The organism is Schaalia sp. (genome assembly GCF_050312375.1).
GTDB lineage: Bacteria > Actinomycetota > Actinomycetes > Actinomycetales > Actinomycetaceae > Pauljensenia > Pauljensenia hyovaginalis.
This window is the reverse complement of record NZ_JBNOYB010000061.1, coordinates 1-25,105: the sequence shown is the minus strand read 5'-3', so window position 1 is coordinate 25,105 and position 25,105 is coordinate 1. Positions and strand designations below refer to the sequence as shown.

Here is a 25,105-nt window from a genome sequence, read left to right as displayed (position 1 = left end):
GGTCGGAGCGCTCCGACCGGGGCCAAGCGCGAAGGGCGCGCGATCAGTAGCCCGCCATCTTCTCCAATCGGGCGATGCGCTCGTCCATCGGAGGATGGGTCGAGAAGAGATTGCGGAGCCCCGCCCCTCTGAAGGGATTGGCGATCATCATCGCGGCGACGTTCTGATTCGCGGGCGTGGGCTGAAGAGGCGCGCGATCGGTCACAGTTTCGAGCTTCCTCAGCGCGGAGGCCAGGGCCAGCGGATCCTGAGTGAGCGTCGCGCCGTCCTCGTCCGCATCGAACTCGCGCGTCCGCGACAGGGAGAACTGGATGAGCGTCGCCGCGAGAGGGGCGAGCAGTGCGATGGCGATCCCCGCGAGCACGCCCACTCCCCCGCCCTCGCCGTCCCGGTTGCGCCCGCCCCCGAAGAACATGAGGAACTGGGCGATCGATGTGACCAGGCCGCCGAGGGCCGCCGCCACCGAGGAGGTGAGGATGTCGCGGTTGTAGACGTGCATGAGCTCATGGCCGAGCACGCCGCGCAACTCCCTCTCGCCGAGGATCTCGAGGATGCCCTCGGTGCAGCAGACCGCCGCATGCTCCGGGTCGCGGCCCGTCGCGAAGGCGTTCGGCGTCCGGGTGGGCGCGATCCAGATCGAGGGCATGGGCTGGCCCGCACGATCGGAGAGCTCGCGCACGATCCGGTAGAGGTCCGGACGCTGTGCCTCGGACACCTCATAGGCGTTCATGGCGCGCAGCGACATGGACGCGGAGTTCCAATAGGCGTAGGCGGTCTGGAACAGGCCGAGGCCGGCGAACAGCCAGAGCCAGATCGACCGGCCCGTGCCGTTCGCGATGATCCAGCCGACGGCGGCCAGGAGCGCCCACAATCCGCCGAGGAGTACGGCGGTCTTCAAACCGTTGTGATAGCCCCGATGAGTCATGCCACGAGGATATGCGCAGCGGCTGAACAGTGCCTGGGAAGGGGTGGGCGTTCCTTCCCTTCAGGCCTTCGCAGGGCGACGGCGCAGGAGAAGGGCCGCCCCCGCCGCAAGCGCAGCCCCCGCGCCGAGCGCGATCCCCAGATGCGCACCGGTCGCCGCGAGCTTCACAGGAGTGCGTGAAGGCGCCTTCTCAGCCGCCCCGCTCCCAGCCGCCGCGCTCTTCGGCGCAGCCTCGACCTTCGAAGCGCCATCGGCCTTCGGCGCCTCCCCGGAGGGGCGAGGAGGATCGATGGGCTCGGCGGGGACGAGGGGCACGAGGGCTTGCGCCTTCTTCACGAGGACACGGCACTCGAGCTCGTCACGGGTCCCGTCCCGGTAGTCGACCCTCACGGGGATCTTCACCTCAGAAGCGGGGAAGTCCTCGGGGATCGCCCAGGTGAGCAGACCGCTCGCCGGATCGATGCTCGCACCGGAGGGCGCCTCGCCCGGCAGGGAGAAGACGCTCTTGTCCGGCAGGGACTCCCCCTCGCCGAAGTCCATGGGCGCGCTGACGGCCTCATCCCCCGCGTAGCCGCTCCGAGGGGCGCAGGAGGGGGCTGCGAGGTCGGAGAGTCCTTTGACGCGGATGACGACGGAGCGCGAGGAGGCATTGCCCACGGAATCGACGGCCCGGATCGTCGCGGTGAATTCGCCGACCCGGTCGATCCGTCCTTCGAGGCTGCCAGGTCCGCTCCCCGTCATGAATCCGCGCAGGCTCACGCCTTCGACCGAAGCCGGGTCGAGACTGACGACCGGGACGCTCCAGTTGTCGCTCACCTTGACCGGCGCGGTGAAGGGCTCACCCTTCATCGCATCGATGGTCTCAGCGGCCTCGATGAGGGGAGGGCGGGTGTCCCTCGAGGTCACGCGGGCCTTCAGGGCGCGGGAGGCTCCTCCGGCGTCGGTGATGGTGAAGGCGACGACGACGCTTCCGGGCGAGGGCGCCGTTCCCGCAGCCGTCCCGTCCGGCGAGATCACGAGGTCGCCGATGCCGCCGTTGTCAGTGATGGTCACCGCATAGGGCTCGCTTCCGCCCGTCGCCGTGAAGATCTTCGTACCGGCCGGGAAGGGGCTGTCCTGATCGAGGAGGAGGTCCAGGGCGCTCGCCTCCAGGGCCTTGCCAACCGTGACGGTGATGGTGGCCTGGGCCCTTCCGTAGGCATCCGTGAAACTCAGAGGTATCCGGAAGGGCCCCTCCCCAGCCTTCAGCTCGCGGGTCGTGGCCAAGCGCCAGGTACCGGCGCTCTTGTCGACCTGCTTGAGGATGAAGCCCTCAGGCAGCCCTGCGGAAAATAAAGATTGATACGAAGTCACCGATCGAGGGTCTGCCGATTCAACGGTGAAGACGTAGTCGAGGGCTTTTCCGGCTTCAACGCGCTGATCGCTCGCGCGGATCGTCAGATCCTTCACGGCCGGCGCCGCGACGAGGAGCCCGTGCGGGGCCGTGGGGAGGGCCGCGGCCTCCGAGGGCATCGCGGGCGCAAGAGCGGCGAGGATCGATGCTCCCAGCAGGGCACCGACCGCGGAACGGGACAGGGTCATGGGATTCTTCGCTTCCTCAAGAGTCGAAGGGCGCGGATGAGCACCCCGGAACACCTTAGACATTAGGGTTGCCTAATGTAAATAAGTGCTACCTCATATGCGAGTGCGCTCTTGAGGCCGTCCCCTCCTCATACGCGAACGCGGGCCCGCCCGAAGACGGAAGCCCGCGTCCGCATGAGCTCAGGCGCGACGGCCGGGCCCCGTGTAATCCTCGAAGCGCTCCGGAGCCGCCGGAACGCCCATCTCCCCCATGTCGCCGACGAGATCCACACGATCGACCGGCATCGCCCGCGAGATGTCGGTCATCGCCCGGCGGGAGACGACCTTCACGCGCTCTCGGACGCCGCGCCCCTCGGGCAGCGGGCCGTAGGCCGCGCCGAGCTCCTTCTCATAGGCGTCGAGCAGCTCCCACCCCTCCCAAGTGGTGTACTCGACCCCGCGCTCCTCCAGGAGCGCGATCATCGCCTCGTGGCCCACGGCCTGGGTCTTTGCGCGCAGGCGCCCGGCGTTCGCATCCTCGACGAGGTGCGCGATCGTCTGCTGGGCATCCGACTTCGTTGAGCCGATGAGCCCGACGGGACCCCGCTTGATCCACCCCGTGGCGTAAATCCCCGTGAGGGCCTCCTCCGCGCCCGCACCGGCAGCCGGGACGACGCGCCCCTCGACATTGGGCACGACACGGCGCTCGGCGTCGAAGGGAAGGCCCGGGATCGGCGACGAGGCGTAGCCCACCGCCCGGTAGACGGCCTCGACGGGCCACGTCGTGATGACCCCGGTGCCGCGCACCGAACCATCGCCGACGAGCTCCGTGCGCTCAGTGCGGACCGCCTTCACGTGACCGTCCTCATCGGCGACGACCTCGACCGGAGCCTGGAAGAGATGGATGTGGATCCGGCGCGACGCCGTGCGCTCCTCGGGATCGATCGAAGCGTACTGCGTGAGGGTCTTGACCACCTGCCGCTGCTGATTCGACTCGCGCAAAGCCCGCTCCGAGCCCTCGTCGAAATCGAAGTCCTCCTCGTCGACGATGACGTCCACATCGGGGACCTTGCCGAGCTCGCGCAGCTCCAGCGGGGTGAACTTCACCTGCGCGGGGCCGCGCCTGCCGAAGACGTGCACATCCGTGATCGGATTGGCCTCAAGGCCGCGGGCGACGTTCTCGGGGATCTCGGTGACCAGCATGTCCTCCGCGTGCTTCGCGAGAACGCGCGCCACGTCGAGAGCCACATTGCCCACGCCGAACACGGCCACGCTCGACGCGTTCAAGGGCCAGGTGCGCGGATAATCAGGATTGCCGTCGTACCAGGAGACGAAATCCGCTGCGCCGAAGGACTCGGGAAGATCGATGCCGGGGATGTCGAGCGGAGCATCCCGATCAGCGCCCGTCGCGATGATGACCGCGTCGTAATGATCCTTGAGATCATCGATCGAAACGTCGCGACCGACCTCGACGTTTCCGAGCAGGCGGATGTCCCCGCGCTGGAGGATCTTGTACAGGGCGACGATGATCTGCTTGATCCGCGGATGATCGGGAGCGACGCCGTAGCGCACCAGTCCGTAAGGCGCGGGGAGGCGCTCGAAGAGGTCGATGCTCACCTCGAGCCCGGACTTCGACAGGATGTCGGACGCATAGATCCCGGCGGGACCCGCGCCGATGACGGCGACGTTCAAGACGGACAAGTGGGCTCCTCTCGAATCCGGGCGAATCCCGGTGGCACTTTTCGTGCGGGACCGATCCCGCGCACGCCCCAATCCTAACGAGGCTGCGCGCGGGGTCATCTTTTCGAGACGCGGCTCACCGTCGCACGGGCGCCCCGCCCCTCCCCCGGCGCGGACGGCGCTCGCAGCGCCCGGCCCGAGTGAGGCGATCGCCGAGGCCTGGGACCGCCGGTTTCAGGCGAGACGGTCCACCATGAGGTGGGCGAAGGCGACGAGGGCCGTCTTCGCCTCGCCCTCGGGAAGCGGATCGAGCAATCCGATGGCCCGCTCCGCACGCGCCCTGGCGAGCTCACGCGTCTCCTCGAGGACGTCGTGGGCCCGCAACGCCGACACGACGCGATCGAGCGCCTCGTCGGAGGACAGATCCGCATCCAGAGCCGCGAGGATGCGCGCCCCGTCCTCGTCGATGCGCCCCTCCGCCTCACGGCGGCGCAGAAGGAGGACCGGAAGGGTGTCGACCCCCTCGCGCAGATCGGTACCCGGCGTCTTCCCGGAAGTCTCACCCGTCGACGCCAGATCGAGCACGTCATCGGCGATCTGGAAGGCGACGCCGATCTCCTCGCCGAAAGCCGAAACGATCTGCGCCGTCTCCTCGCCCGCTCCCGACAGCCACGCGCCGAAGTGGGCCGCCGAGGCGACCAGCGATCCGGTCTTGTCGGCGAGCACCTGGATGTAGAAGGCGACCCGGTCCTCGCCCTCAAGCGGGCCGAAGGTCTCATTGAGCTGCCCGATGCACAGGCGTTCGAAGGTCTTCGCATGATGCGCGACCAGCTCCGGCCCCAGAGCGGCGATCAGGACCGATGCCCGGGCGAAAAGGACGTCGCCGGCCAGGATCGCGCGATTATTGCCCCACAGGTGCTGCGCCGAGGGAACGCCGCGCCGCGTCGGCGCGGAATCCATCACGTCATCGTGGTACAGGGAGGCCAGGTGCGTGAGCTCGACCGCGGTCGCGCCCGTGATGACCCGCTCCGACAGTGCGAGCCCGGGATCGCCGAGCTGGGCGCAGACGAGCGTCAGGACGGGGCGCAGGCGCTTGCCGCCGGCACGGGCGAGGTGACTCGTGAGCTCATCGACGAGGTCCCGCGAACCCGACACGGCCTCGCGGAGACGACGCTCGACGACCTCGAGCCCCGGAGTGATGCGGGACTCGAGGTCGGGAGCGGAAAGATCAGGCGCTGAAACGGTCACGGCAGCAGTATGACGACCTGGGAGAGGATCGACAAAACCGGACCGGGGAAGACGCCCAGGATGAGCGTGCCCGCGGCGCACGCCAGAACGGCGAGCCCGGCGAAGCCCTCGGACTTCACCACGACCGTGTTCTCAGCCGGATCCGTGAAGAACATGAGCCGGACGAGACGGAAGTAGTAGAAGGCCGTGACGGCCGAGCAGGCGAGGGCCAGGGCCACGAGCCAGCTCATGCCGCCGACGAAGCCGTCCGCGAAGACGACGAACTTCCCCACGAAGCCCGCGGTGAGCGGAATGCCCGCGAAGGACAGGAGGAAGACGAGCATCGCCGCGGCGAGCATCGGGCTCTTCCTGCCCAGACCGGCCCAGCGCTCCAGCGCCGTCGCCTCGGCGCCCGGTGCGCCGTCCGCAAAGGCCGTGCGCACGAGAGAGACGACGCCGAAGGCCCCGACCGTGGCCAGGCCGTAGGAGAGGACGTAGAAGAGGACGTGACCCGTCGACCCCTTCGCCAGGGAGAAGATCCCGATGAGGATGAAGCCCGCGTGGGCGATCGAGGAGAAGGCGAGCATCCGCTTGACATCGGACTGGACGATACCGGTGAAGGTGCCGACCAGCATCGTGAGGACCGCGACGGCGATGAGCACGGGCAGGAGATCCCACTGGAGGATCGCCGCGACCGACTCGTAGAAGCGGAGCATCGCGGCGAAGGCCGCGACCTTCACGCCCGCCGCCATGAAGCCCGTCACGGGGGTCGGGGCGCCCGTGTACACGTCCGGGGTCCAGGCGTGGAAGGGGGCGGCGCCGATCTTGAAGAGGAGGCCGATCATCACCATGACGACGCCCGCCAGGGCGATCCAGTCCATTCCGGACTTGTTCGGCAGGATCGACGCCGCATCGGAGATCGTCAGCGACCCGCAGACCCCGTAGAGGAAGGCCGAGCCCATGAGGAGGAAGGCGGAGGCGAAGGCCCCGAGGATGAAGTACTTGAGCGCGGCTTCCTGGCTGAGCTGACGCCTGCGGCGCGCGGTGGCGGCGAGGATGTACAGCGGGAGCGACATGACCTCCAGGGCGACGAAGAGCGTCACGTAGGAGTCCGCCGCCGGGAAGAGCATCATGCCCGCGACGCTGAAAAGGGTGAGCGGGAACATCTCGGAACGCTGGTAGCCCTTCGCATCGGAGAGCTCCTCATCGGCCGAACCCGGGCGATCCGAGGGCTGGCCGGCGAAAGCGCCGTCCCCGACCTCGGTGCGATCGGCCATGACGAGCAGGGCGACGAAGGCGATGAGCACCAGGATGAACTGCGCGGCCAGGGTGAGGGGGTCCTCGATGTACTCGCCGAGGCTCGAGGGGGTCCCCTGAACGGCGAGCCAGCGGGTCGCGAGAACCGCGCCGGCGACGAGGGCCGTGAGGAGGGAGACGGCGACGACGAGGGTGCGCCTCGTCTTCACCGGCGCGAACGCCTCGATGAGGACCCCCGCGACGGCTCCGCCGAGCACGACGATGATCGGGATGAGCGAGGCCCACGCGATCTGCGGTGCGGTGAACGATGCGGCGAGGAGATTCACTTGGTGCTCCCTTCGAGGAGGGTCTGCGCCTGGGCGGGAGCGGAGGCGCCGAGGGCGAAGTCAGCGGAGATCGGAGTCAGCGCATTGACCAGGGGCGCCGACCAGATGCCGAGGACGACCATGGCGACGACGAGCGGCGCCATGACGAAGCGCTCGCGCGGACCGATGTCGGTGAGCCCGTCCTTGCCCTTCGCCGGCCCGCCGGTGAAGACGCGCTTGTAGGGCCGCATGACGTACACGGCGGCGATCACCACGCCGAGCAGCGCGAGCGCACCGAGCAGGACGTTCTGCCTCCACGTGCCCATGAGGACGAGGTACTCGGGGACGAAGCCCGACAGGCCCGGCAGGGCGATCGAGGCCAGGCCCGCCGTGAGCCAGAGCCCCGCGAGGTAGGGCGTCACCCTCTGCATGCCCGAGTATTCGCGCATGTCCTGCGTGCCGCCGCGCTGGGCCAGCCAGCCCGACAGGAGGAACATCGCGGCGATCGAGACGCCGTGGGCCACCATGTAGAACATCGCGCCGACGAGGGCGATGTCGGAACCGATGAAGATGCCGAGGACCATGAAGCCGAAGTGGGACACCGAGGTGTAGGACACGAGCCGCATGATGTCGTCCTGGCCGTTCGCGGCCAGACCGCCCCAGAGGATCGACAGGACCGCGAGGGAGCACATCACCATCGCCGCCCGGGCGGCCGCGTCCGGGAAGAGGCGCAGGCACAGCGTGATCATCCCGAAGGTGCCGATCTTGTCGAGCACTCCGACGAGGAGGACCGAGGTGCCCGGCCGCGCGTTCGCAGCCGTATCGGGCAGCCAGGTGTGGACGGGGACCATCGGGGCCTTGATCGCGAAGGCGACCATGAAGGTCGCGAACACGCCCATCTGGATGCCGCTCGACAGGGTCGGGGACACGGCCGAGAGGGTGTCGAGGCGGAAGAAGGTCTCCCCTCGTTCGGGGGCGTTCGCCCACAGGGCGACGATGCCGCCGAGCATGACGAGCCCGCCCGCGAGCGAGAAGAGGAGGAACTTCATCGCCGCGGCGCGCCTCGCGCCCTCCTCACCGACGCCGTAACGGCCGATCATGAGGAAGAGCGGGATGAGCATCGCTTCGAAGGCGATGTAGAAGACGACGAGGTCGTAGGCCGCGAAGATGAGGACCATGAAGGCCTCGAGGAAGAGGACCAGGCCCGCGTAGGAAGCGGCGTCGGACTCCTTCTCGTCATCGTTCCATCCCGCGATGAGGACGATCGGGACGAGCGCAAGGGCCAGGAGGATCATCACGAGGCCGAGGGCGTTGACGCCCAAGGACCAGGAGACGCCCATCTGGGGGATCCACGAGAGCGACTCCACCAGCTGATAGGCGGCCGGATCCGACCAGTCGAAGGCGAGCGCCGCCGCGGCCGCGCCGCCGAGTTCCAGCAAGGAGACGGCGAGGGCGAAGCCCTTGCCCGAGGACTTCCGCAGTCCGGGGATCGCCCACAGGAGGAGCGCTCCGAGGGCCGGGAGGACCACGAGGAGGGTCAGCCAGGGGAAGGCGGGTTCAACGAGTGTGTTGTGCATGTTCGAACTACCTCACAGCCTGAAGCCGAGCACGATGGCGAGGGCGCTAAGGGCGCCCCCGAGGATGTAGGCCGCGTAGGTCCTCACGTAGCCGGTCTGGGTCGAGCCGATGAGCCGACCCAGCGCCGACGAGCCCTTCGCGACGCCGGAGACGATCCCGTCGACGGCCTTCGCGTCGCCCAGCGCCGCGCCCTTCGCGAGGGCGGCGGCCGGGGCGATGAAGAGCATCCCGTTGACTTCGTCCTGGTAGAGATCCTTGCGGGCGGCCTCGGTGAGGGCGTTGCCCGCGGGCACCGCCTTCGACACCTCGACCGCGCCGTAGCCCCGCCAGGCGATCCACGCGCCGAGGAGGACGAGGACGAGGGTCGCGACCTGGATGACGACGACCGGAAGAACCGGTTCGGCGTGCTCGACGCCGCCGATGGCCGGTGCGAGCCAGTGCGTGAAGAAGTCGCCGATCGACATGAGCCCGCCGATGAGGATCGCGCCGAGGGCGAGAACGATCATCGGAACGGTCATGAGCGGTCCGGACTCGTGCGGGTGCACGGGCGCGCCCTCGGCCTGCGTGGTCCAGCGGGCGGTTCCGTGGAAGGTCATGAAGAACAGACGCGACATGTAGAAGGCGGTCAGCCCCGCGCCGAAGAGGGCGACGAGTCCGAGGACCCAGCCCATCCACGGCGCCTCAGCGGCGCCGAAGCTGTGCGCGGCGAAGGCCGCCTCGATGATCTTGTCCTTCGACCAGAACCCGGAGAAGGGCGGGACGCCGAGGATCGCGAGCCAGCCCATCATGAAGGTCGCCCAGGTGATCTTCATGGCGGTCCGCAGCGCGCCGAAGCGGCGCATGTTCACCTGGTCGGCCATGCCGTGCATGACCGAGCCCGCGCCGAGGAACATGAGGGCCTTGAAGAAGCCGTGCGTGAACAGGTGGAAGATCGCGAAGGCCCAGCCGATCGGGCCGAGGCCCGCGCCGAGCATCATGTAGCCGATCTGCGACATCGTCGAAGCCGCGAGGACCTTCTTCATGTCGTCCTTCGCGCTGCCGACGATCGCCCCGAAGAGGAGCGTGATCGCGCCGATGATCGCGACGGCGGTCGCTGCGGCCGGAGCCGCCACGTACACGGCTCCGGAGCGGACGACGAGGTAGACGCCCGCGGTGACCATCGTCGCCGCGTGGATGAGCGCGGACACCGGGGTCGGGCCGGCCATCGCGTCGCCGAGCCAGGCCTGCAGCGGGAACTGCGCCGACTTGCCGCAGGCGGCCACGAGGAGGAAGAGGCCGATCGCGGTGGCCTGGGCGGTCGGGATCGCGCCGACCTGGGAGCTGACGTCCGCGAAACGCACCGAGTTGAAGTTCGCGACCATCGCCATCATCGCGGCCAGCATGCCCATGTCGCCGACGCGGTTCATGATGAACGCCTTGTTCGCCGCGGAGGCATTGGCGGGCACGTGGTTCCAGAATCCGATGAGGAGGTAGGAGGCGAGGCCCACGCCCTCCCAGCCGACGAAGAGCACGGCGTAGGAGTCCGCGAGGACGAGGGTGAGCATCGCGGCGATGAAGAGGTTGAGGTAGGCGAAGAAGCGCCTGCGGTCGGCGTCGTGCTCCATGTAGGCGATGGCGTACACGTGGATGAGCGAACCGACGAAGGTCACGAGGACCACGAAGGTCATCGACAGCGGATCGACGAGCGTTCCGAAGTCGATCCTGAAATCACCCGCGGGGATCCAGGAGAACAGGGTCGAGGTCATCCGCCGGGAGGCCTCATCTGCCCCGAGCATCTGGGCGACGATCACGGCGCCCACGATGAAGGAGAACCAGGAGGCGCAGGTGGCCAGGAGATGACCCCAGCGATCCGACCTGCGTCCCGCCAGGATGAGTACGGCGAAGGACGCGAGCGGCACGGCGATCATGAGCCATGCCCACGATGCGGCGCCCGTCGCGGCAACGGGCTCGACGGCGGCGGAGCCTTCGGCTCCGAGCAGCGCGAGGGATGCGAACATTCTTCTTCCTCCCTCAGTGCTTGAGCAGGTTGACGTCGTCGACGCTCGTAGTCGAGCGCGACTTGAAGATGGACACGATGATCGCCAGGCCGACGACGACCTCAGCGGCGGCGACGATCATGACGAAGAAGGCCATGATCTCGCCGTTCACATCGCCGAGGAGCCTCGCGAAGGTCACGAACACGAGGTTCGCGGAATTGAGCATGAGCTCGACGCCCATGAGCGAGATGATCGCCGAGCGGCGCACGAGAACGATGACTGCGCCGATCGCGAAGAGCACCCCCGCGAGGACGATGTACCAGGACAGACTCACTTCTCCTCCTCCTGGACGGTCGCAAGGCCCTCGGCCTCGTCGACGGCGGGCGCGAGCGGCTGGTCGAGGCCGGTCGGGGCGGCCGGACCGGGCATGCCCCAGGATCCCGAACGCGGGACGGCCGCGGAGGCCTCGGGGGCGAAGGGCGAATCGATGACATCACCGTTGCGCGCGAGCATGAGGGACTGGGCGACTTCGTGATCGACCTGATCCAAAGAGCGGTCGAGGCCGCGGACGCGGATCACGCGGGGCACGGACTCGGGCACCGGGGCGAGGGTCTCGCCCGAGATCGCGGGGACGTCCGCCGCGTTCGAGTGCGCGTACACGCCCGGAGCGGGGAGCTGGCCGATGCGGCGCCCCGACTCGGCGAAGGCGCGCATCTTGGCCTTGGCGGTCTCCTCCTGCGTGATCTTCGGGCCGAGGCGGTCCGTGTGGGTCAGCAGCATCGCGCCGATCGCCGCCGTGATGAGGAGGGCGCCGGAGACCTCCATCGTCAGCCAGTGCTCGGAGAAGAGCGTCTCGGCGAGGGAGGTGATCGGCTCATCGGAGTAGGGATCGACCTCGGCGCCCGTCATGAGTCCGGCGACCGTCGTGCGGCCGATGGCGGCGACGAGGACGACGACCAGGCCGAGGCCTCCGAGGACGGCCGCGACGATCGTGCCGCGCGACTGCGTCGCGTAGTCGTCGGTGGCGCCGATGCCGATCATCATGATGACGAAGAGGAAGAGCATCATGATCGCGCCGGTGTAGACGACGATCTGGACGATGCCGAGGAAGGGCGCGGACTGCGCGATGTAGAGCATCGCGAGTCCCAGCATGACGCCGACCATGCAGATCGCCGAGTACGCGGCCTTCTTGAAGAAGAGGACTCCGAGCGCGCAGGCGATCATGACGATCGCCGTGCACGTGAAGAGCACCGCTTCGCCCGTCGAGGCCATCGCTGGCCAGTTGCTCGACAGATTCATCGACGCACCTCCTTGGCGGCGGATTCAGCGGAGGCGAGGCTCGCATCCTCGGGTCTGCGCTCCTTCACCCACGCGATCTGCTCGCGGGTCGGAGCGGTGACCTCGCCGCGGTAGTAATCGCCGTCGGACATGCCCTCGACCATCGGATGGGGCGGGGCGAGCATGCCCTCGGCGAGGGGGACGAGCAGATCCTGCTTCTCGTAGATGTCCGAGGCGCGGTCGTAGACGGCAAGTTCGAAGTCGTTGCTCATCGTCAGGGCCCGGGTCGGGCACGCCTCGATGCACATTCCGCAGAAGATGCAGCGCAGGTAGTTGATCTGGTAGACGTTCCCGAAGCGCTCGCCCGGCGAGTACTGGGCCTCGGGGGTGTTCGACGCGGCCTCGACGAGGATCGCATCGGCCGGGCAGGCCCATGCGCACAGCTCGCAGCCGATGCACTTCTCCAGACCGTCCGCATAGCGGTTGAGCCGGTGACGGCCGTGGAACCTCGGCTGGACGCGGGCGGGTTCGCGCGGGTACTGCTCTGTGACCGTCGGCCTGAAGAAGGACGAGATCGTGACGCCGTAACCGGCGACGGGCGCGAAGAACTCCGCGATCGGCCCCTTCGGATCGTGTTCGAAACGCATCGGAGCGTCCTTATCGGGGGACTTCTTACTCATCGCTTCCCTCCTTCGAGGCGGTCGCGTCGATCGGCGCCCGGGGCGCCCGGGGCGAGGTGACGGGCTGCTGGCCCGGCAGGGGCGGAACGGGGAAGCCGTCGGCGAAGCCGGTGTACTCCTCGTCGACGGGCTTCTTCTCCGGCTCCGGCTCGCCCCTGTCGGTCGCCCACATGACGAGCATCGCGAGGGCGAAGACGATGACGATCGCCAGACCGAGGACCGGCATCGAGACCTCGACCCACGCCGTGATGCCGCGGATGATCGCGACGGCCACGATCCAGACGAGGGCGATCGGCATGAGCCACTTCCATCCGAGCGTCATGAACTGGTCGTAGCGGAAGCGCAGGAGCGTGGCGCGTGTCCAGATGAGGAGGAACATGAAGAACCACATCTTGAGGAAGAACCACAGCATGCCCCACCAGCCGTCGTTGAGGAAGGCGAGGTGGGAGAAGGGCCACGGGGCGTGCCATCCGCCGAGGAACATCGTGGTCGCGACCGCCGAGACGTTGAGCATGTTGACGTACTCGGACAGGTAGTACCAGCCGAACTTCATCGAGGAGTACTCGGTCATGTGACCGGCGACGAGTTCGCCCTCGGCCTCGGGCAGGTCGAAGGGGAGGCGGTTGACCTCGCCCGTCGCGCTGATGCAGTACACGATGAACGCGGGGATGAGCGGGACGATCCACCAGACCCGGCCCTGAGCGGCGACGATCTGCGAGGTCGACATGGTCCCCGACATGAGGAAGACCGAGACCAGCGCCATGCCCATCGCGAGCTCGTAGGAGATCACCTGAGCGGAGGAGCGCACAGCGCCGTAGAGCGGGAGGGTCGAGCGGGTCGACCAACCGCCGAGGACCACGCCGTACAGGCCGAGCGAGGTGATCGCGAGGATGTAGAGCGTCGCGACCGGCATGTCCGCCAGCTGGAGCGGGCTCGAGTGCCCGAAGAGGTTGACGTTCGGGCCCATCGGGATGACCGCGAACACGCTGAAGGCCGAGAAGGCCGCGATCGCGGGGGCGAGGAAGTAGAGGAACTTATCGGAGCGCCTCGTCCACATGTCCTCCTTGAAGAGGAGCTTGCCCGCGTCGGCGATCGCCTGGAGCAGTCCCAGGGGGCCTGCGACGTTCGGGCCGGGACGGGTCTGCATGCGGCCGAGGCCTCGACGCTCGACCCACAGGGCGAGGAGGACGTTGAGGATGAGGAAGACGATGAGGAAGACCGCTTTGATGAGCGTCAACCACCACGTCTCCTCGGAGAAGTCGGAAGCGGTGTAATCGGGCACCGCGGCGAGCAGAAGATTCACCGGGCCACCTCCCCATTGGCGCTGAGAGCCACGACGGTACCGGCGGTTCCGAGTGACTGATGGACGAGGGATCCGCTCGAGCACTCGGGCACCCACACGACGCGGTCGGGCAGGTCCGCGATCTGCGCGGGCAGTGCGACTGTTCCGCGCTCGGTGGCGAGGACCAGTTCGGCGCCGGAGGCGAGGCCGAGCGCCTCGAGGGTCGCGGCCGAGACGAGGGCGACGGGCCTTGGCGCCGCACCGGCGAGCCAGGGGGCGCCGTCCTGGAGGCGTCCCGCGTCGAGCATCGGCTTGTGCGTCGCGAGGATCGCCTGGCCCTCACCGACCGCGGTCGGCGCGGGGGCGGCGGCCGCGGCGAAGGCCTCGCGCGCGCCGTCCCAGGTGATGAGCGGGTTCACCTCGTCATACAGGTCCGTCAAGGTCGTGACGCCCAAGTCGACGCCGAATTCCTCGGCGAGCCTGGCGAACACATCGCGATCGGTGAGCGAGCGCGCGGACACCGCCTGGCCGAAGGGGCGCAGACGGCCCTCCCAGTCGATGAAGGTGCCGTTCTTCTCCAGCGGCGGCGCGACGGGAAGGACCACATCGGCGAGCTCGGTGACCTCGGAGGAACGGACCTCGAGGGAGACGAGGAAGGGGACGGCCTCCAGGGCGCGCAGGGCGCCGGCCGGATCCTCGAAGTCGCGGACGTCGACGCCGCCCACGACCAGGGCGCCGACGCTTCCGTCGAGGGCGCCCGCGAGCTGCTCGGCCGCATCGCGTCCGCGAGCCGCAGGCAGGCCCTCCCATCCGAGGGAGGCCCGGGCCGAGGCGTCGCCGAGAGGACGACCGAAGGGGAGGAGGCCGGGCAGCAGGCCCGCTTCGAGGGCGCCGCGATCGCCGGAGCGGCGCGGAACCCACTGGAGCCTCGCGCCCGTTCGCTCGGCGAGGTCGACGACGGAGCTGAGGAGGCCCGGAGCGGCCATCGCCCGCTCACCGACGAGGATGATCCCGCCCTCGAGGGATGCGGCGAGCCCGGCGTTCGCGCCCTCGGCGTCGATCGAGGCCACGACCTCGGCCTCGGTGCCCGGAGCGGCCCGCAGGAGCTCCGCCGAGAGCTTCGCGGAACCCCTGGAGGTGAAGGGGGCGATCGTCGACACCTTGACGGTCCCGGCGCGCACGCCCTTGCGCAGGCGCAGGAAGAGCGCGCCGAGCTCGTCCTCGGGCTCGAGGGCCACGAGGAGGACACGACCGGCCTTCTCGACATCGGAGTAGGTGACGCCCAGACCGGAGCCCGCGACACGGGCGGCGAGGAAGGAGCGCTCCTCCTCCGAACCCGGACGCGAGCGGAAGTCGATGGAATCCGAACCCACGACCGTGCGGGCGAACTTGCCCCACGCCCAGGCGTCCTCGAAGGACAGGCGGCCGCCGGGGAGGAAGCCGACCTCGCCCGAGGCCTCCTGGAGGCCGGCGCGGACGCGGTCGAGGGCGTCCGACCAGGAGGTCGGAACGAGTTCCCCGTCGACGCGGACCAGCGGGGTCTTCAGGCGGGACTCCCTGTCCCACTCGAAGGCAAAGCGGTCCTTGTCGGTGATCCACTCCTCGTTCACCTCGGGGGCGTTGCCCGCCATCCGGCGCACGACCTCACCGCGACGGATGTCGACGCGGATCGCCGAGCCCGAGGCGTCGTGCTCGGTGACCGAGGCGGTCGACACGAGGTCGAAGGGACGGGCGCGGAAGCGGTACGAGGCCGCGGTGAGCGCGCCCACCGGGCAGATCTGGACGATGTTGCCCGAGAAGTACGAGGCGAAGGCGCGTCCCGACTGATCGCGGTCCACGGGCCCGAGCTCGCCCTCGTTCACCGAGCCGATGATCCCGGCCTCGCCGTAGGGGCCGCAGATGCCCGCAGTGCCGAGCTCCTTCGCCTTCGGATCGTGATAATCGAGGGTCGAGGTGTCGAAGCCGCCGATCTGCTCCGCCATGAAGTAGTGATCGTCCGTCGGCGCTGTGCCGCCGCCGCGTCCCTGAAGATCGATGAAGACGTCCCCGGAGATCTCCTTGCCGAAGCGCACGCAGCGCTGGCACAGGATGCAGCGGTCGCGGTCGAGGAGGATGTGGCTGGTCAGGCGCAGGGGCTTGCGGTAGGTCCGCTTCGCGTCGGCGAAGCGCGAAACCGCGCGCCCCTCGGTCATCGCCTGGTTCTGCAGGGGGCACTCGCCGCCCTTGTCGCAGATCGGGCAGTCGAGCGGATGGTTGATGAGGAGGAACTCCATGACGCCCTTCTGGGCGCGCTCGGCCACCTCGGAGGTGAACTGCGTCTTGACCACCATGCCGGGCGCGACCGTCTGCGCGCAGGCCGGCTGCGGCTTGGGCATGAAGCGGAGCTCACCGGTGTTGCGGTCGGGCATGCCGACCTCGACGAGGCACTGGCGGCACGCGGCCACCGGCTTGAGCAGCGGATGGTCGCAGAAGCGCGGGATGCGGATCCCGACCTTCTCTGCGGCCCTGATGACGAGCGTGCCCGCGGGGACGCTCACCTGGACGTCGTCGATGGTGACGTCGATCAACTGGGGAGCGTCGCTCATCGGACACCTCCTCGCGCGTAGACGGCGGATGCCTCATAGGGGAAGAGCTCGCGGGCCGGGGTCGTCAGACCGGCCTCGAACTCCTCGCGGAAGCGCTTGATACCGGACATGATCGGCGTCGCCGCCGCATCACCGAGGGGGCAGAAGCTGCGGCCCGCGATGTTGTGCGCGATCTCGTCGAGGAGATCGACGTCGCCCGGCAGTCCCCGGCCCTTCTCGAGGCGGAACATGATCTGCTTGATCCAGTAGGTGCCCTCGCGGCACGGGGTGCATTTGCCGCAGGACTCGTGCTGGTAGAACTCGGCCCAGCGGGCGATGACGCGGACCACCGAGGTGGTCTCGTCGAAGACCTGGAGGGCGCGGGTCGCGAGCATCGAGCCCGCGGCTCCCACCGACTCGTAATCGAGCGGCGTATCCAGCTCGGCCTCGGTGAACAGCGGCGTCGAGGAGCCGCCCGGAGTCCAGAACTTGAGGGTGTGGCCCTCGCGGATGCCGCCCGCCATCTCGATGAGCTCGCGCATCGTGATGCCAAACGGGGCTTCGAACTGGCCCGGGTTCTTCACGTGACCCGAGAGGGAGAAGAGGCCGTGGCCCTTCGACTTCTCGGTGCCCATCGAGGCGTACCACTGGGCGGACTTGCGGAAGATGCCCGTCACCTGGCACACCGACTCGACGTTGTTCACGACCGTCGGACGCGCGTACAGGCCCGCGACAGCGGGGAAGGGCGGCTTGATGCGCGGATGGCCGCGACGGCCCTCGAGGGAGTCGAGCAGGGCCGACTCCTCACCGCAGATGTAGGCGCCGGCGCCCGCGTGCGCGGTGATCTTCAGATCGCCGAGGATGCCCGCCTCGCCCGCCTCCTTGATCGCCGCGAGAAGGCGGCGGTACACGTGCACGACCTCGCCGCGCAGGTAGATGAAGGCGTGCTTGCAGTTGATCGCACGGCTCGTGATCGCCACGCCCTCGACGAGGATGTGGGGATTCGCCATGATCGTCGGGATGTCCTTGCAGGTGCCGGGCTCCGACTCGTCGGCGTTTACGACGAGATAGCGGGGCAGCCCGTCGTCGGGCGGGAGGAAGGACCACTTGAGGCCGGTCGGGAAGCCCGCGCCGCCTCGGCCGCGCAGGCCCGAATCCTTCACCTCGGCGACGATGTCGGCCGCCTCCATCGTGTTCGCCCGCTTGAGGCCCTCGTAGCCCCCGCGCTTGAGATAGGACTCGAGGGTCCAGGAACGCTCCTCGTCCCAGCCCTTCGAGACGATCGGGGTGAGAGCCCCCGGTGCAGCGAATGACGTCATGCCTGCTCGCCCCCCTCGGTGATGTCGCCCTGGTCGCTCGGCGAATCGATGGCGACCGGCTCGGTCCAGCCCTTCGCGGCGGCGAGCCTCAATCCCAGGAGGCTCGGCTCGCCCGCGGAGGGGCCCTCGTTCTCATGGCCGTCGAGGAATCCCGCCAGCGTGCGCTCGACCTCCTTGAAGGTCGGCGCGACCTCGGCGCCGCGCGTCGGGTGCACCGGACGGCCCGCCTCGATGTCCTCCACGAGGGCGAGCGCCGACTGGGGGCTCTGATTGTCGAAGAACTCCCAGTTCACCATCACGACCGGCGCGTAATCGCAGGCCGCGTTGCACTCGATGCGTTCGAGGGTGATCCTGCCGGACTCGCTCGTCTCATCCGAGCCGACGCCCAGGCGCTCGGAGACGGCGTCCCAGATCTCGTCGCCGCCCATGACGGCGCACAGCGCGTTCGTGCACACGCCCACGAGGTAGTCCCCGTTGGGATGGCGCTTGTACTGGGTGTAGAAGGTCGCCACGGCGCTCACCTCGGCGCGCGAGACCTCGAGGATCTCGGCGATGAGGGCGATGCCGTCCGGGCTCACGTAACCGTCGACCGACTGGACGAGGTGGAGCATCGGCAGCATCGCCGAGCGGGCGTGACCGCTCGGGTAGCGCGAGATGATCTCAGCGGAATCCGCCCGCAGGCGGGCTTCAATTTCGGGGGCAAAGCTCATCGGTCGACGCCTCCCAGGACCGGATCGATGGCGGCCAAGGAGACGACGACGTCGGCCAGCTGGCCGCCCTCGGTCATCATGGCCAGGGACTGGAGATTCGCGAAGGAGGGATCCCTGAAGTGCGCCCTGAAGGGGCGGGTCCCCCCATCGGAGACGAGGTGCACGCCGAGGATGCCCTTCGCGTGCTCGACGGTCTGGTAGACCTGCCCCGCCGGGACGGTGAAGCCCTCGGTGACGAGCTTGAAGTGGTGGATGAGCGACTCCATCGAGGTGCCCATGATCTCGCGGATGTGCTCGAGGGAGTTGCCCTGGCCGTCGGTGGCCACCGACAGCTGCGCGGGCCAGGCGATGTGCGGGTCGGCGACCATGACGGGCGCGCCCTCGGTGGCATCGAGGCGATCGAGCACCTGGTAGATGATCCGCAGGGACTGGTAGCACTCGTCGAAGCGGACCATCGTGCGGTTGTACACGTCGGACTTGTCGCGCACGGGGACGTCGAACTCGAACTGCTCGTAGCCGCAGTACGGCTGCGACTTGCGCAGGTCGAGGGGAAGGCCCGCGGCGCGCACGCCCGGTCCGGTGGTGCCGAGCGCCATGAGGGCCGACAGCGGCATGACCGCCACGTCGCACAGGCGCTTCTTGAAGATCGGGTTCTCCTTCGTGATGTCCTCGAGCTCGCCGATGTCGCGGCGCGCCTTGGGGAGGAGCTCACGGATGTAGTCGACCGTGCCCTCGCCGATGTCCTGGGCGACCCCGCCCGGTCGGATGTAGGCGTGGTTCATGCGCAGGCCCGTGATTCGCTCGAAGATCCTCAGGATCTCCTCGCGTCCGCGGAAGGCGATCGTCATGAGCGTCGTCGCGCCCATCTCGTTGCCGGTCGAGCCGATCGCGACGAGGTGGGAGGCGATGCGGTTGAGCTCCATCATGAGCACGCGGATGAGGCTCGCGCGCTCGGGGACCTCGTCGGTGATGCCGAGGAGCTTCTCGACGGCGAGGCAGTAGGCGACCTCCTGGAAGAAGGGGGCGACGTAGTCCATGCGGGTGCACAGCGTCGTTCCCTGCGTCCAGGTGCGGTACTCCATCGTCTTCTCGATACCGGTGTGGAGGTAGCCGGTGTCGACGCGGGTCTCACGGACCGTCTCCCCGTCGAGTTCGAGGATGAGGCGCAGGACGCCGTGGGTCGAGGGGTGGACGGGCCCCATGTTGACGACGATGCGCTCCGAGGAGATCTTCTCGATCTCGTTGAGGACGTCCGCCCAGTCGCCGCCCTGGGTCATGACCTCGGGGATCTCGTCGGCGTCGACGGGGGCGCCGGTCGCAGCATGGAAGTTCGGGGTGCTCATCAGTTGTATGACCTCCGCGTGTCGGCGGGCGGAACGGTGGCGCCCTTGTATTCGACGGGTACGCCGCCGAGCGGGTAGTCCTTGCGCTGGGGGTGGCCCACCCAGTCGTCGGGCATGGCGGTCCTGGTCAGCGAGGGGTGCCCGTCGAAGACGATGCCGATCAGATCCCAGGTCTCGCGCTCCTGCCAGTCGTTGGCGGGGTAGACGGGGACGATCGAGGGGATGTGCGGATCCGCGTCCGGGCAGGTGACCTCGAGGCGGATCATCCGGTTGTGGGTGATCGACAGGAGCGGGTAGATCGCGTGGAGCTCGCGTCCCGCATCACCCGGGTAGTGGGCGCCGTTCGTGCCCAGGCACATCTCGAAGCGGAGGTCGGCGTCGTCGCGCAGGTGCTTGGCGACGCGGGCGATGTGATCGCGGACGATGAAGATCGTGAGCTCGCCGCGATCGACGACGACCTTCTCGATGACGTCAGCGGCCTCGAGGCCGTCGGCGGCGATGAGCTCCTCGAGGACGTCGACGACCGTGTCGAACCAACCGCCGTAGGGGCGGGGCGACTCGCCGGGGAGGAAGCTCTTAGTGACGAGCCCGCCGAAGCCGGAGGTGTCGGGGAACATGCCCTCACGGCGGGTCATGAGTTCGGGGGCGCCGAAGGCCCTGTTCGCGGCGGCCGCCTCGTGGGCGCCGGTCGTTTCGAGCGCGTCGCTCATGCGAGGAGTCCCTTCATCCGGTGGGTCGGGGTCGCCGCGAGGGCCGCCTGCTCGGCCTTGCGCGCGATTTCACGGCGGTTGACTCCGAGGGGCTCCTTGCCGATCTGCTCACGGAGGGTGAGGATCGCGTGGATGAGCGCCTCGGGACGGGGCGGGCATCCGGGGAGGTACACGTCGACGGGGACGATGTGGTCGCATCCCTGGACGACCGCGTAGTTGTTGAACATGCCGCCAGACGATGCGCAGGCTCCCATGGAGATGACCCATTTCGGTTCGGGCATCGAGTCGTAGACGCGACGGATGACCGGGGCCATCTTGTGGGAGACGCGGCCGGACACGATCATCAGGTCGGAGTGGCGGGGCGAGGCGCGGAAGACCTCGAGCCCGAAGCGCGACATGTCGAATCGCGGGGTGCCGGCGGCCATCATCTCGATCGCGCAGCAGGCCAGGCCCATGGTGACGGGCCACTGGCTGTACTTGCGCGCGAGGCCGAGGACCTTCTCGACGCTCGTCAGGGCGATGCCCGCGGGCAGGCTCTCTTCAAGACCCATTGGTGTTCCTCCCAGTCCCTCAGTAATCCAGTCCGCCGCGACGCCACTCGTAGACGTAGGGCACGGTGATGAGCGCGATGAAGGTGAGCATGGCGATGAGCCCGAACAGGCCGAGGTGGTCGAAGCTCACGGCCCACGGGTACATGAAGACGACCTCGATGTCGAAGATGATGAAGGTCATCGCGACGAGGTAGTAGCGCACGGGGAAACGCCCCTCGTGCAGGTGCGCGGAGGTCGGCTCGATCCCGCACTCGTAGTTGTCCGCCTTCACCTTCGACTTCTTCGTCGGCCCGAGGATCGCGGAGGCCACGAGACCGCCGAAGGCGAGCACGAGGGCGGCCGCGGCCATGATGAGCAGCGGGAAGTAGGGATTCGTCATCGTTCCTCCATGGATCGATCGATTCGCCGTCCGTTCATGCCGACGGCACCAGACGGGTGAGCGCGGTGATGATGCGGTCGTCGAGGTCTCCCCCGGCGCGTTCGTACCCGTCCGACAAGAGCTTGTGGACGAATGTCATGAGGCGCGGGATCGGCAGGCCCTTCGTCGTGCACAGGCGCATGATCCGCGGGTTCTCGATGAGGGACACGAAGACGCGGCCGAGCTGGTAGTAGCCGCCGTACTCGGCTGCGAGCATCTCGGGGTATTCGCTCATCGCGCGATCGACGCCCGCCCGGTCCGCACGACTGAGGGCCTGGGCGATGCACTGCGCGGCGAAGCGTCCCGCTTTGAGGGCGGGCGCGATGCCCTCGCCGTTGAAGGGGGACACCATGCCGCCGGCGTCGCCGACGAGGACGAGCCCGCAGATGTAGTGCGGGGAGCGGTTGAAGCTCATCGGCAGGGCGGCCGAGCGGAGCGGGCCGATCTGGTTCGCCTCGGTGAATCCCCACTCCTCGGGGACGTTGCGCATCCAGGTCTCGAAGACCTTCCTGTAGGGGAGGTTCGTGGCGTTCGCCGTTGAGGCGACCGATCCGAGGCCGACGTTGACGACGCCGTCGCCCATCGGGAAGATCCAGCCGTATCCGGGCAGAAGATCGGATTCGCCGGGTCGGCCGCTCCACAGTTCGAGGTGGGACTCCATGAAGTCCTCGTCCCCGCGGGGCGAGCGGAAGTAGGCGCGGGCGGCGACGCCCATCGGGCGCTTCGGCTTCTTCTCGATGCCCAGCGAGGTCGCCAGGCGCGCGGCGACTCCCCCGCAGTCGGCGACGAGCTCCGCGCGGATTTCAAGCGTGCGGGCCTTCGCGCCCTTGCCGATCTTCGCGGTGACGCCGATGACGCGGCCGCTCGGGTCTTGAAGGGCGCCGGTGACGGTGGCGCCTTCGATGAGGCGCGCGCCGGCGTCGACGGCGCGGGTGATGAGCTCATGGTCGAGGGTGTTGCGCGCGCGGGTCATCCCGTAGCCGGGCAGGGATTTCTGGTCCGGCCAATCGAGTTCGACCGTGTGCCCGCCTCCGATGACGCGCAGGCCGCGGTTGCGGTTCCATCCTTCGGTGTTCACGCCCATGAGGACGAGTTCGTGCACGGCTGCGGGCGTGAGCCCGTCGCCGCAGATCTTGTCGCGCGGGAATTCGCCTTTTTCCAGGACGAGGACGTCGATTCCGAGGGAGGCGAGGTGGTAGGCGGTGGAGGCCCCCGCCGGGCCGGCGCCGACGACGATGACGGCGGCGCGGATGTCGCCGGTCAGCTCATCGGCCACGAAGCGTCCTCCCGTGATGAGCGCAGCACGCGTCTGCGCAAGTGTGCATTCCGGAGCGGTGTGCACTGCACCGCGATCCGAATCGACAGCGTAACGCGTCGCATCACTCGGGGGTGGCGAGACGGGGATTCACGCGGCTTCTTCCGCCTGAGCCCCTCATTCCCGCCCGCGATTTTGAAAAGGCGACAGGTTCTTTATTCGGGGGGAGGTCGTCGCCTCACGCGGGGAGGGGCTTCACTGCGCGATGCAGGGCGGCGATGCCGCCGGTCAGATTGCGGTATTCGACCTTCGACCACCCGTTCGCTGCGATCATCCGGCCGACCGCCTCCTGATCGGGCCACTCCCTGATCGATTCGACGAGGTAGTCGTAGGCCGCGCCGTTCGAGGACATCACCGCGGCGAGCAGCGGCATCACGGTCGACTGGTACAGCTCGTACGCCCTGCGGAAGGCCCGGTTCGGCGGCGTCGAGAACTCGCAGACCACGAGCCTGCCCCGGGGGCGAACGACCCTGGCCATTTCACGCAGGGCCTTCTCAGGATCAGGGATGTTGCGCAGGCCCCATGAGATCGTCACCGCGTCGAAGGAGGCCTCCTCGAACTGCAGGTCGAGCGCGTCGCCCAGCACGAACTCGATATCGGGGTGGCGCTCACGCCCGACGGCGATCATGCCCTCTGAAAGATCGCAGGCCACGACCTCGGCGCCGGCCCTGGCGAGCACGGCCGAAGAAGCACCCGTGCCCGCGGCGAGGTCGAGGATCCGCTCGCCGGGACGCGGATCGACGGCCTTGCGCAGCGCCGCCATCCACACGTGATCCATCCCGCCCGTCATGACGGCGTCCATGAGGTCGTAGCGCTTGGCCACGCGGTCGAACATCGCCGCGACATCGGTCGTCGACTTGCTGAGATCGGCGCGCACCGCGCCGGCTGCTCCGTGCATCATGCCCCCATCCTCCCACGCTCCCGCGCACGTGGCCTCACACGCTCCCGCCCGCCCCGTCGCTCTTCAGGCGCGCCCCCTCTCCCCCGTCGCAGGCTCTCCCCTCCCGGCGACTCCCCGCCCGGGGCGGGGAGCGATGACGCGGGTAGACTGTCCGCCATGCAGATCGACGCCTCCGCGAACGCGCAGCTCCGCGCGCGCATCACCTCTCTCGAGGGCACGCGGTGGGAATCGATCCCCCTCCTCGACCTCCTGCCGACCGATCTCCCTCCGCTCGCCTGGCTGGGGTTCCGGCGCTCGATGGTCGGCTGGGGCGCGTCTGCGATCTGGACCGGCGCCGGGGAGTGCGCCATCGCCGATGCGGGACGCTGGTGGGAGGCCCTCCGCAGGCGGGCGCGGATCGATCAGCCGCCCTCGACGCCGGGCCGGCTGACGGCCTTCGGCTCCTTCGGGTTCTCGGCGGACGCGCCCTCGACGCTCATCGTCCCCGAGATCCTCGTCATCGACGAGGACGGTTCGCGCTGGGCCGTCTCGACGGGGATCGACCGCGCTCCGGATCCGCTGGAGCTCCTCGACGGCGTCGGGCGCGGACGCCCTCGCCCCTGCCGGAATGTGCGCACGGAGATCGGGCGGATGACCCAGGCCGAATGGACCGAGTCGGTGGCCGAGCTCGTCGGCCGCCTCGTCGCGGGCGAGGCCTCCAAAGCCGTGATGACGCGCGACATGCTCCTTCGCGCCGATTCGGCGATCGACCCGAGGTTCCTCCTCGCGCGCCTCGATGAGCTCTACCCGTCGACTTGGCGATTCGCGGTCGACGGACTCATCGGGGCCTCGCCGGAGATGCTGGCCTCTGCCGCCGGAGGGCGCCTCCGTTCACGCGTCCTGGCCGGGACGGCCCCCGCGGGGCGCGGAGCGGAGCTTCTGAAGTCCTCGAAGAACCTGCGCGAGCACGAGATCGCCGTCGAATCGGTGACGAACGCCCTCGCCCCCCTCGTCGAGTCGCTCCGCGAGCCGGGCGCCCCCTTCATCCTCGATCTGCCCAATGTCGCGCATCTGGCGACCGACGTCGACGCGACTCTCGGGGGCCTCACGCTGCTCGAGGCCGTCGCGGCCCTGCATCCGACCGCCGCCGTCTGCGGAACCCCGCGCGAGGCGGCGCTCGCCCTCCTCGGAGAACTCGAGAGGACCGAGCGCGGCCGCTACTCGGGGCCGGTCGGCTGGGTCGACGCCGAGGGCGAGGGCGAATTCTGCATCGCGCTGCGCTGCGGTCGTCTCGAAGACGAGGGCCGCGCGCTCCGGGTGTTCGCCGGTGCCGGGATCATGCCGGATTCGGACCCCTCGGACGAGCTCGTCGAGACCCGCCGGAAGATGAGGCCGCTTCTCGACGCGCTCGGGGTGGATCCGCTTTCCTGAGCCGCCCGGCGCTCGTGCCGACAGCGATGCCGGGACGACGCCGCGACGCCCTCCCCGAAGAGCGCGTTCCCCCATCGATGCGCATGATGGCGGGGGGCTCGGAGCCTCCGCACATT

Annotated in this window: 21 protein-coding genes; 1 reads left to right on the top strand and 20 read right to left on the bottom strand. The window is 68.8% G+C overall.

All coding sequences use genetic code 11. From position 1 onward, the window contains the following. Positions 1-43 precede the first annotated feature (43 nt). From htpX to ACQY7V_RS05075, 20 genes are all read right to left on the bottom strand, one after another. Positions 44-925: a zinc metalloprotease HtpX gene (gene htpX / locus ACQY7V_RS05170; RefSeq protein ID WP_320835820.1), complete on the bottom strand. Its 882-nt coding sequence runs from the start codon at positions 923-925 to the stop codon at positions 44-46. Between the two features lie 60 nt (positions 926-985). Continuing rightward, entirely contained in the window at positions 986-2,506 is a 1,521-nt protein-coding gene (locus ACQY7V_RS05165) for a Rib/alpha-like domain-containing protein (protein WP_428639200.1), read from the bottom strand. A gap of 180 nt (positions 2,507-2,686) precedes the next feature. Then, complete coding sequence (locus ACQY7V_RS05160; RefSeq protein WP_154475168.1) at positions 2,687-4,186, bottom strand: FAD-dependent oxidoreductase; 1,500 nt, start codon at positions 4,184-4,186, stop codon at positions 2,687-2,689. Between the two features lie 213 nt (positions 4,187-4,399). Beyond that, positions 4,400-5,413 (bottom strand): polyprenyl synthetase family protein, encoded by a 1,014-nt coding sequence (locus ACQY7V_RS05155; RefSeq protein WP_235361761.1) that lies wholly within the window; start codon positions 5,411-5,413, stop codon positions 4,400-4,402. Continuing rightward, positions 5,410-6,975 (bottom strand): NADH-quinone oxidoreductase subunit NuoN, encoded by a 1,566-nt coding sequence (gene nuoN / locus ACQY7V_RS05150; protein ID WP_320835822.1) that lies wholly within the window; start codon positions 6,973-6,975, stop codon positions 5,410-5,412. The genes ACQY7V_RS05155 and nuoN overlap by 4 nt, the downstream gene beginning before the upstream one ends. Continuing rightward, positions 6,972-8,531: an NADH-quinone oxidoreductase subunit M gene (locus ACQY7V_RS05145; RefSeq protein WP_320772067.1), complete on the bottom strand. Its 1,560-nt coding sequence runs from the start codon at positions 8,529-8,531 to the stop codon at positions 6,972-6,974. The genes nuoN and ACQY7V_RS05145 overlap by 4 nt, the downstream gene beginning before the upstream one ends. A gap of 12 nt (positions 8,532-8,543) precedes the next feature. Further along, entirely contained in the window at positions 8,544-10,529 is a 1,986-nt protein-coding gene (nuoL, locus tag ACQY7V_RS05140) for an NADH-quinone oxidoreductase subunit L (RefSeq protein WP_428639197.1), read from the bottom strand. Between the two features lie 13 nt (positions 10,530-10,542). Then, positions 10,543-10,842, bottom strand: a complete 300-nt coding sequence (nuoK, locus tag ACQY7V_RS05135; RefSeq protein ID WP_235361765.1) for an NADH-quinone oxidoreductase subunit NuoK — start codon at positions 10,840-10,842, stop codon at positions 10,543-10,545. Further along, positions 10,839-11,807 carry an NADH-quinone oxidoreductase subunit J gene (locus ACQY7V_RS05130; protein ID WP_154475171.1) on the bottom strand — a complete coding sequence of 323 codons (969 nt, stop codon included), beginning with the start codon at positions 11,805-11,807 and terminating at the stop codon, positions 10,839-10,841. The genes nuoK and ACQY7V_RS05130 overlap by 4 nt, the downstream gene beginning before the upstream one ends. After that, positions 11,804-12,466: an NADH-quinone oxidoreductase subunit NuoI gene (nuoI, locus tag ACQY7V_RS05125; RefSeq protein ID WP_235361766.1), complete on the bottom strand. Its 663-nt coding sequence runs from the start codon at positions 12,464-12,466 to the stop codon at positions 11,804-11,806. Before nuoI ends, ACQY7V_RS05130 begins: the two co-directional genes overlap by 4 nt. Continuing rightward, positions 12,459-13,769, bottom strand: a complete 1,311-nt coding sequence (gene nuoH / locus ACQY7V_RS05120; RefSeq protein WP_320835824.1) for an NADH-quinone oxidoreductase subunit NuoH — start codon at positions 13,767-13,769, stop codon at positions 12,459-12,461. Before nuoH ends, nuoI begins: the two co-directional genes overlap by 8 nt. Next, positions 13,766-16,333, bottom strand: a complete 2,568-nt coding sequence (locus ACQY7V_RS05115) for an NADH-quinone oxidoreductase subunit G (RefSeq protein WP_154475173.1) — start codon at positions 16,331-16,333, stop codon at positions 13,766-13,768. Before ACQY7V_RS05115 ends, nuoH begins: the two co-directional genes overlap by 4 nt. Continuing rightward, positions 16,330-17,631, bottom strand: coding sequence for an NADH-quinone oxidoreductase subunit NuoF (nuoF, locus tag ACQY7V_RS05110; protein ID WP_154475174.1), 1,302 nt, complete (start codon positions 17,629-17,631; stop codon positions 16,330-16,332). The genes ACQY7V_RS05115 and nuoF overlap by 4 nt, the downstream gene beginning before the upstream one ends. After that, a complete protein-coding gene (nuoE, locus tag ACQY7V_RS05105; RefSeq protein ID WP_154475175.1) occupies positions 17,628-18,341 on the bottom strand; it encodes an NADH-quinone oxidoreductase subunit NuoE in 714 nt (237 codons plus the stop codon). Before nuoE ends, nuoF begins: the two co-directional genes overlap by 4 nt. Next, entirely contained in the window at positions 18,338-19,684 is a 1,347-nt protein-coding gene (locus tag ACQY7V_RS05100; protein ID WP_154475176.1) for an NADH-quinone oxidoreductase subunit D, read from the bottom strand. The genes nuoE and ACQY7V_RS05100 overlap by 4 nt, the downstream gene beginning before the upstream one ends. Next, entirely contained in the window at positions 19,684-20,394 is a 711-nt protein-coding gene (locus ACQY7V_RS05095) for an NADH-quinone oxidoreductase subunit C (RefSeq protein WP_320835825.1), read from the bottom strand. Before ACQY7V_RS05095 ends, ACQY7V_RS05100 begins: the two co-directional genes overlap by 1 nt. Then, on the bottom strand, positions 20,391-20,945 hold the full coding sequence (locus tag ACQY7V_RS05090; RefSeq protein ID WP_154475178.1) for an NADH-quinone oxidoreductase subunit B: 555 nt from the start codon (positions 20,943-20,945) through the stop codon (positions 20,391-20,393). Before ACQY7V_RS05090 ends, ACQY7V_RS05095 begins: the two co-directional genes overlap by 4 nt. A 19-nt stretch (positions 20,946-20,964) precedes the next feature. After that, positions 20,965-21,324 carry an NADH-quinone oxidoreductase subunit A gene (locus tag ACQY7V_RS05085; protein ID WP_154475179.1) on the bottom strand — a complete coding sequence of 120 codons (360 nt, stop codon included), beginning with the start codon at positions 21,322-21,324 and terminating at the stop codon, positions 20,965-20,967. Between the two features lie 34 nt (positions 21,325-21,358). Continuing rightward, entirely contained in the window at positions 21,359-22,639 is a 1,281-nt protein-coding gene (locus tag ACQY7V_RS05080; RefSeq protein WP_320835826.1) for a geranylgeranyl reductase family protein, read from the bottom strand. A 217-nt stretch (positions 22,640-22,856) separates the two neighbouring features. Then, positions 22,857-23,579 (bottom strand): class I SAM-dependent methyltransferase, encoded by a 723-nt coding sequence (locus ACQY7V_RS05075; RefSeq protein WP_154475180.1) that lies wholly within the window; start codon positions 23,577-23,579, stop codon positions 22,857-22,859. Positions 23,580-23,735: 156 nt separating this feature from the next. Here ACQY7V_RS05075 and ACQY7V_RS05070 point away from each other — a divergent pair, with 156 nt between their 5' ends. Next, positions 23,736-24,989 (top strand): isochorismate synthase, encoded by a 1,254-nt coding sequence (locus tag ACQY7V_RS05070; protein WP_428639190.1) that lies wholly within the window; start codon positions 23,736-23,738, stop codon positions 24,987-24,989. Positions 24,990-25,105 lie beyond the last annotated feature (116 nt).

Coding starts and splice junctions, on each gene's coding strand:
- htpX (WP_320835820.1), bottom strand. CDS start 925: ATGACTCATCGGGGCTATCACAACGGTTTGAAGACCGCCGTACTCCTC.
- ACQY7V_RS05090 (WP_154475178.1), bottom strand. CDS start 20,945: ATGGGTCTTGAAGAGAGCCTGCCCGCGGGCATCGCCCTGACGAGCGTC.
- ACQY7V_RS05100 (WP_154475176.1), bottom strand. CDS start 19,684: ATGAGCACCCCGAACTTCCATGCTGCGACCGGCGCCCCCGTCGACGCC.
- ACQY7V_RS05130 (WP_154475171.1), bottom strand. CDS start 11,807: ATGAATCTGTCGAGCAACTGGCCAGCGATGGCCTCGACGGGCGAAGCG.
- ACQY7V_RS05095 (WP_320835825.1), bottom strand. CDS start 20,394: ATGAGCGACGCGCTCGAAACGACCGGCGCCCACGAGGCGGCCGCCGCG.
- nuoE (WP_154475175.1), bottom strand. CDS start 18,341: ATGAGCTTTGCCCCCGAAATTGAAGCCCGCCTGCGGGCGGATTCCGCT.
- ACQY7V_RS05085 (WP_154475179.1), bottom strand. CDS start 21,324: ATGACGAATCCCTACTTCCCGCTGCTCATCATGGCCGCGGCCGCCCTC.
- ACQY7V_RS05070 (WP_428639190.1), top strand. CDS start 23,736: ATGCAGATCGACGCCTCCGCGAACGCGCAGCTCCGCGCGCGCATCACC.
- nuoI (WP_235361766.1), bottom strand. CDS start 12,466: ATGAGTAAGAAGTCCCCCGATAAGGACGCTCCGATGCGTTTCGAACAC.
- ACQY7V_RS05075 (WP_154475180.1), bottom strand. CDS start 23,579: ATGATGCACGGAGCAGCCGGCGCGGTGCGCGCCGATCTCAGCAAGTCG.
- nuoF (WP_154475174.1), bottom strand. CDS start 17,631: ATGACGTCATTCGCTGCACCGGGGGCTCTCACCCCGATCGTCTCGAAG.
- nuoL (WP_428639197.1), bottom strand. CDS start 10,529: ATGTTCGCATCCCTCGCGCTGCTCGGAGCCGAAGGCTCCGCCGCCGTC.
- ACQY7V_RS05165 (WP_428639200.1), bottom strand. CDS start 2,506: ATGACCCTGTCCCGTTCCGCGGTCGGTGCCCTGCTGGGAGCATCGATC.
- ACQY7V_RS05145 (WP_320772067.1), bottom strand. CDS start 8,531: ATGCACAACACACTCGTTGAACCCGCCTTCCCCTGGCTGACCCTCCTC.
- ACQY7V_RS05115 (WP_154475173.1), bottom strand. CDS start 16,333: ATGAGCGACGCTCCCCAGTTGATCGACGTCACCATCGACGACGTCCAG.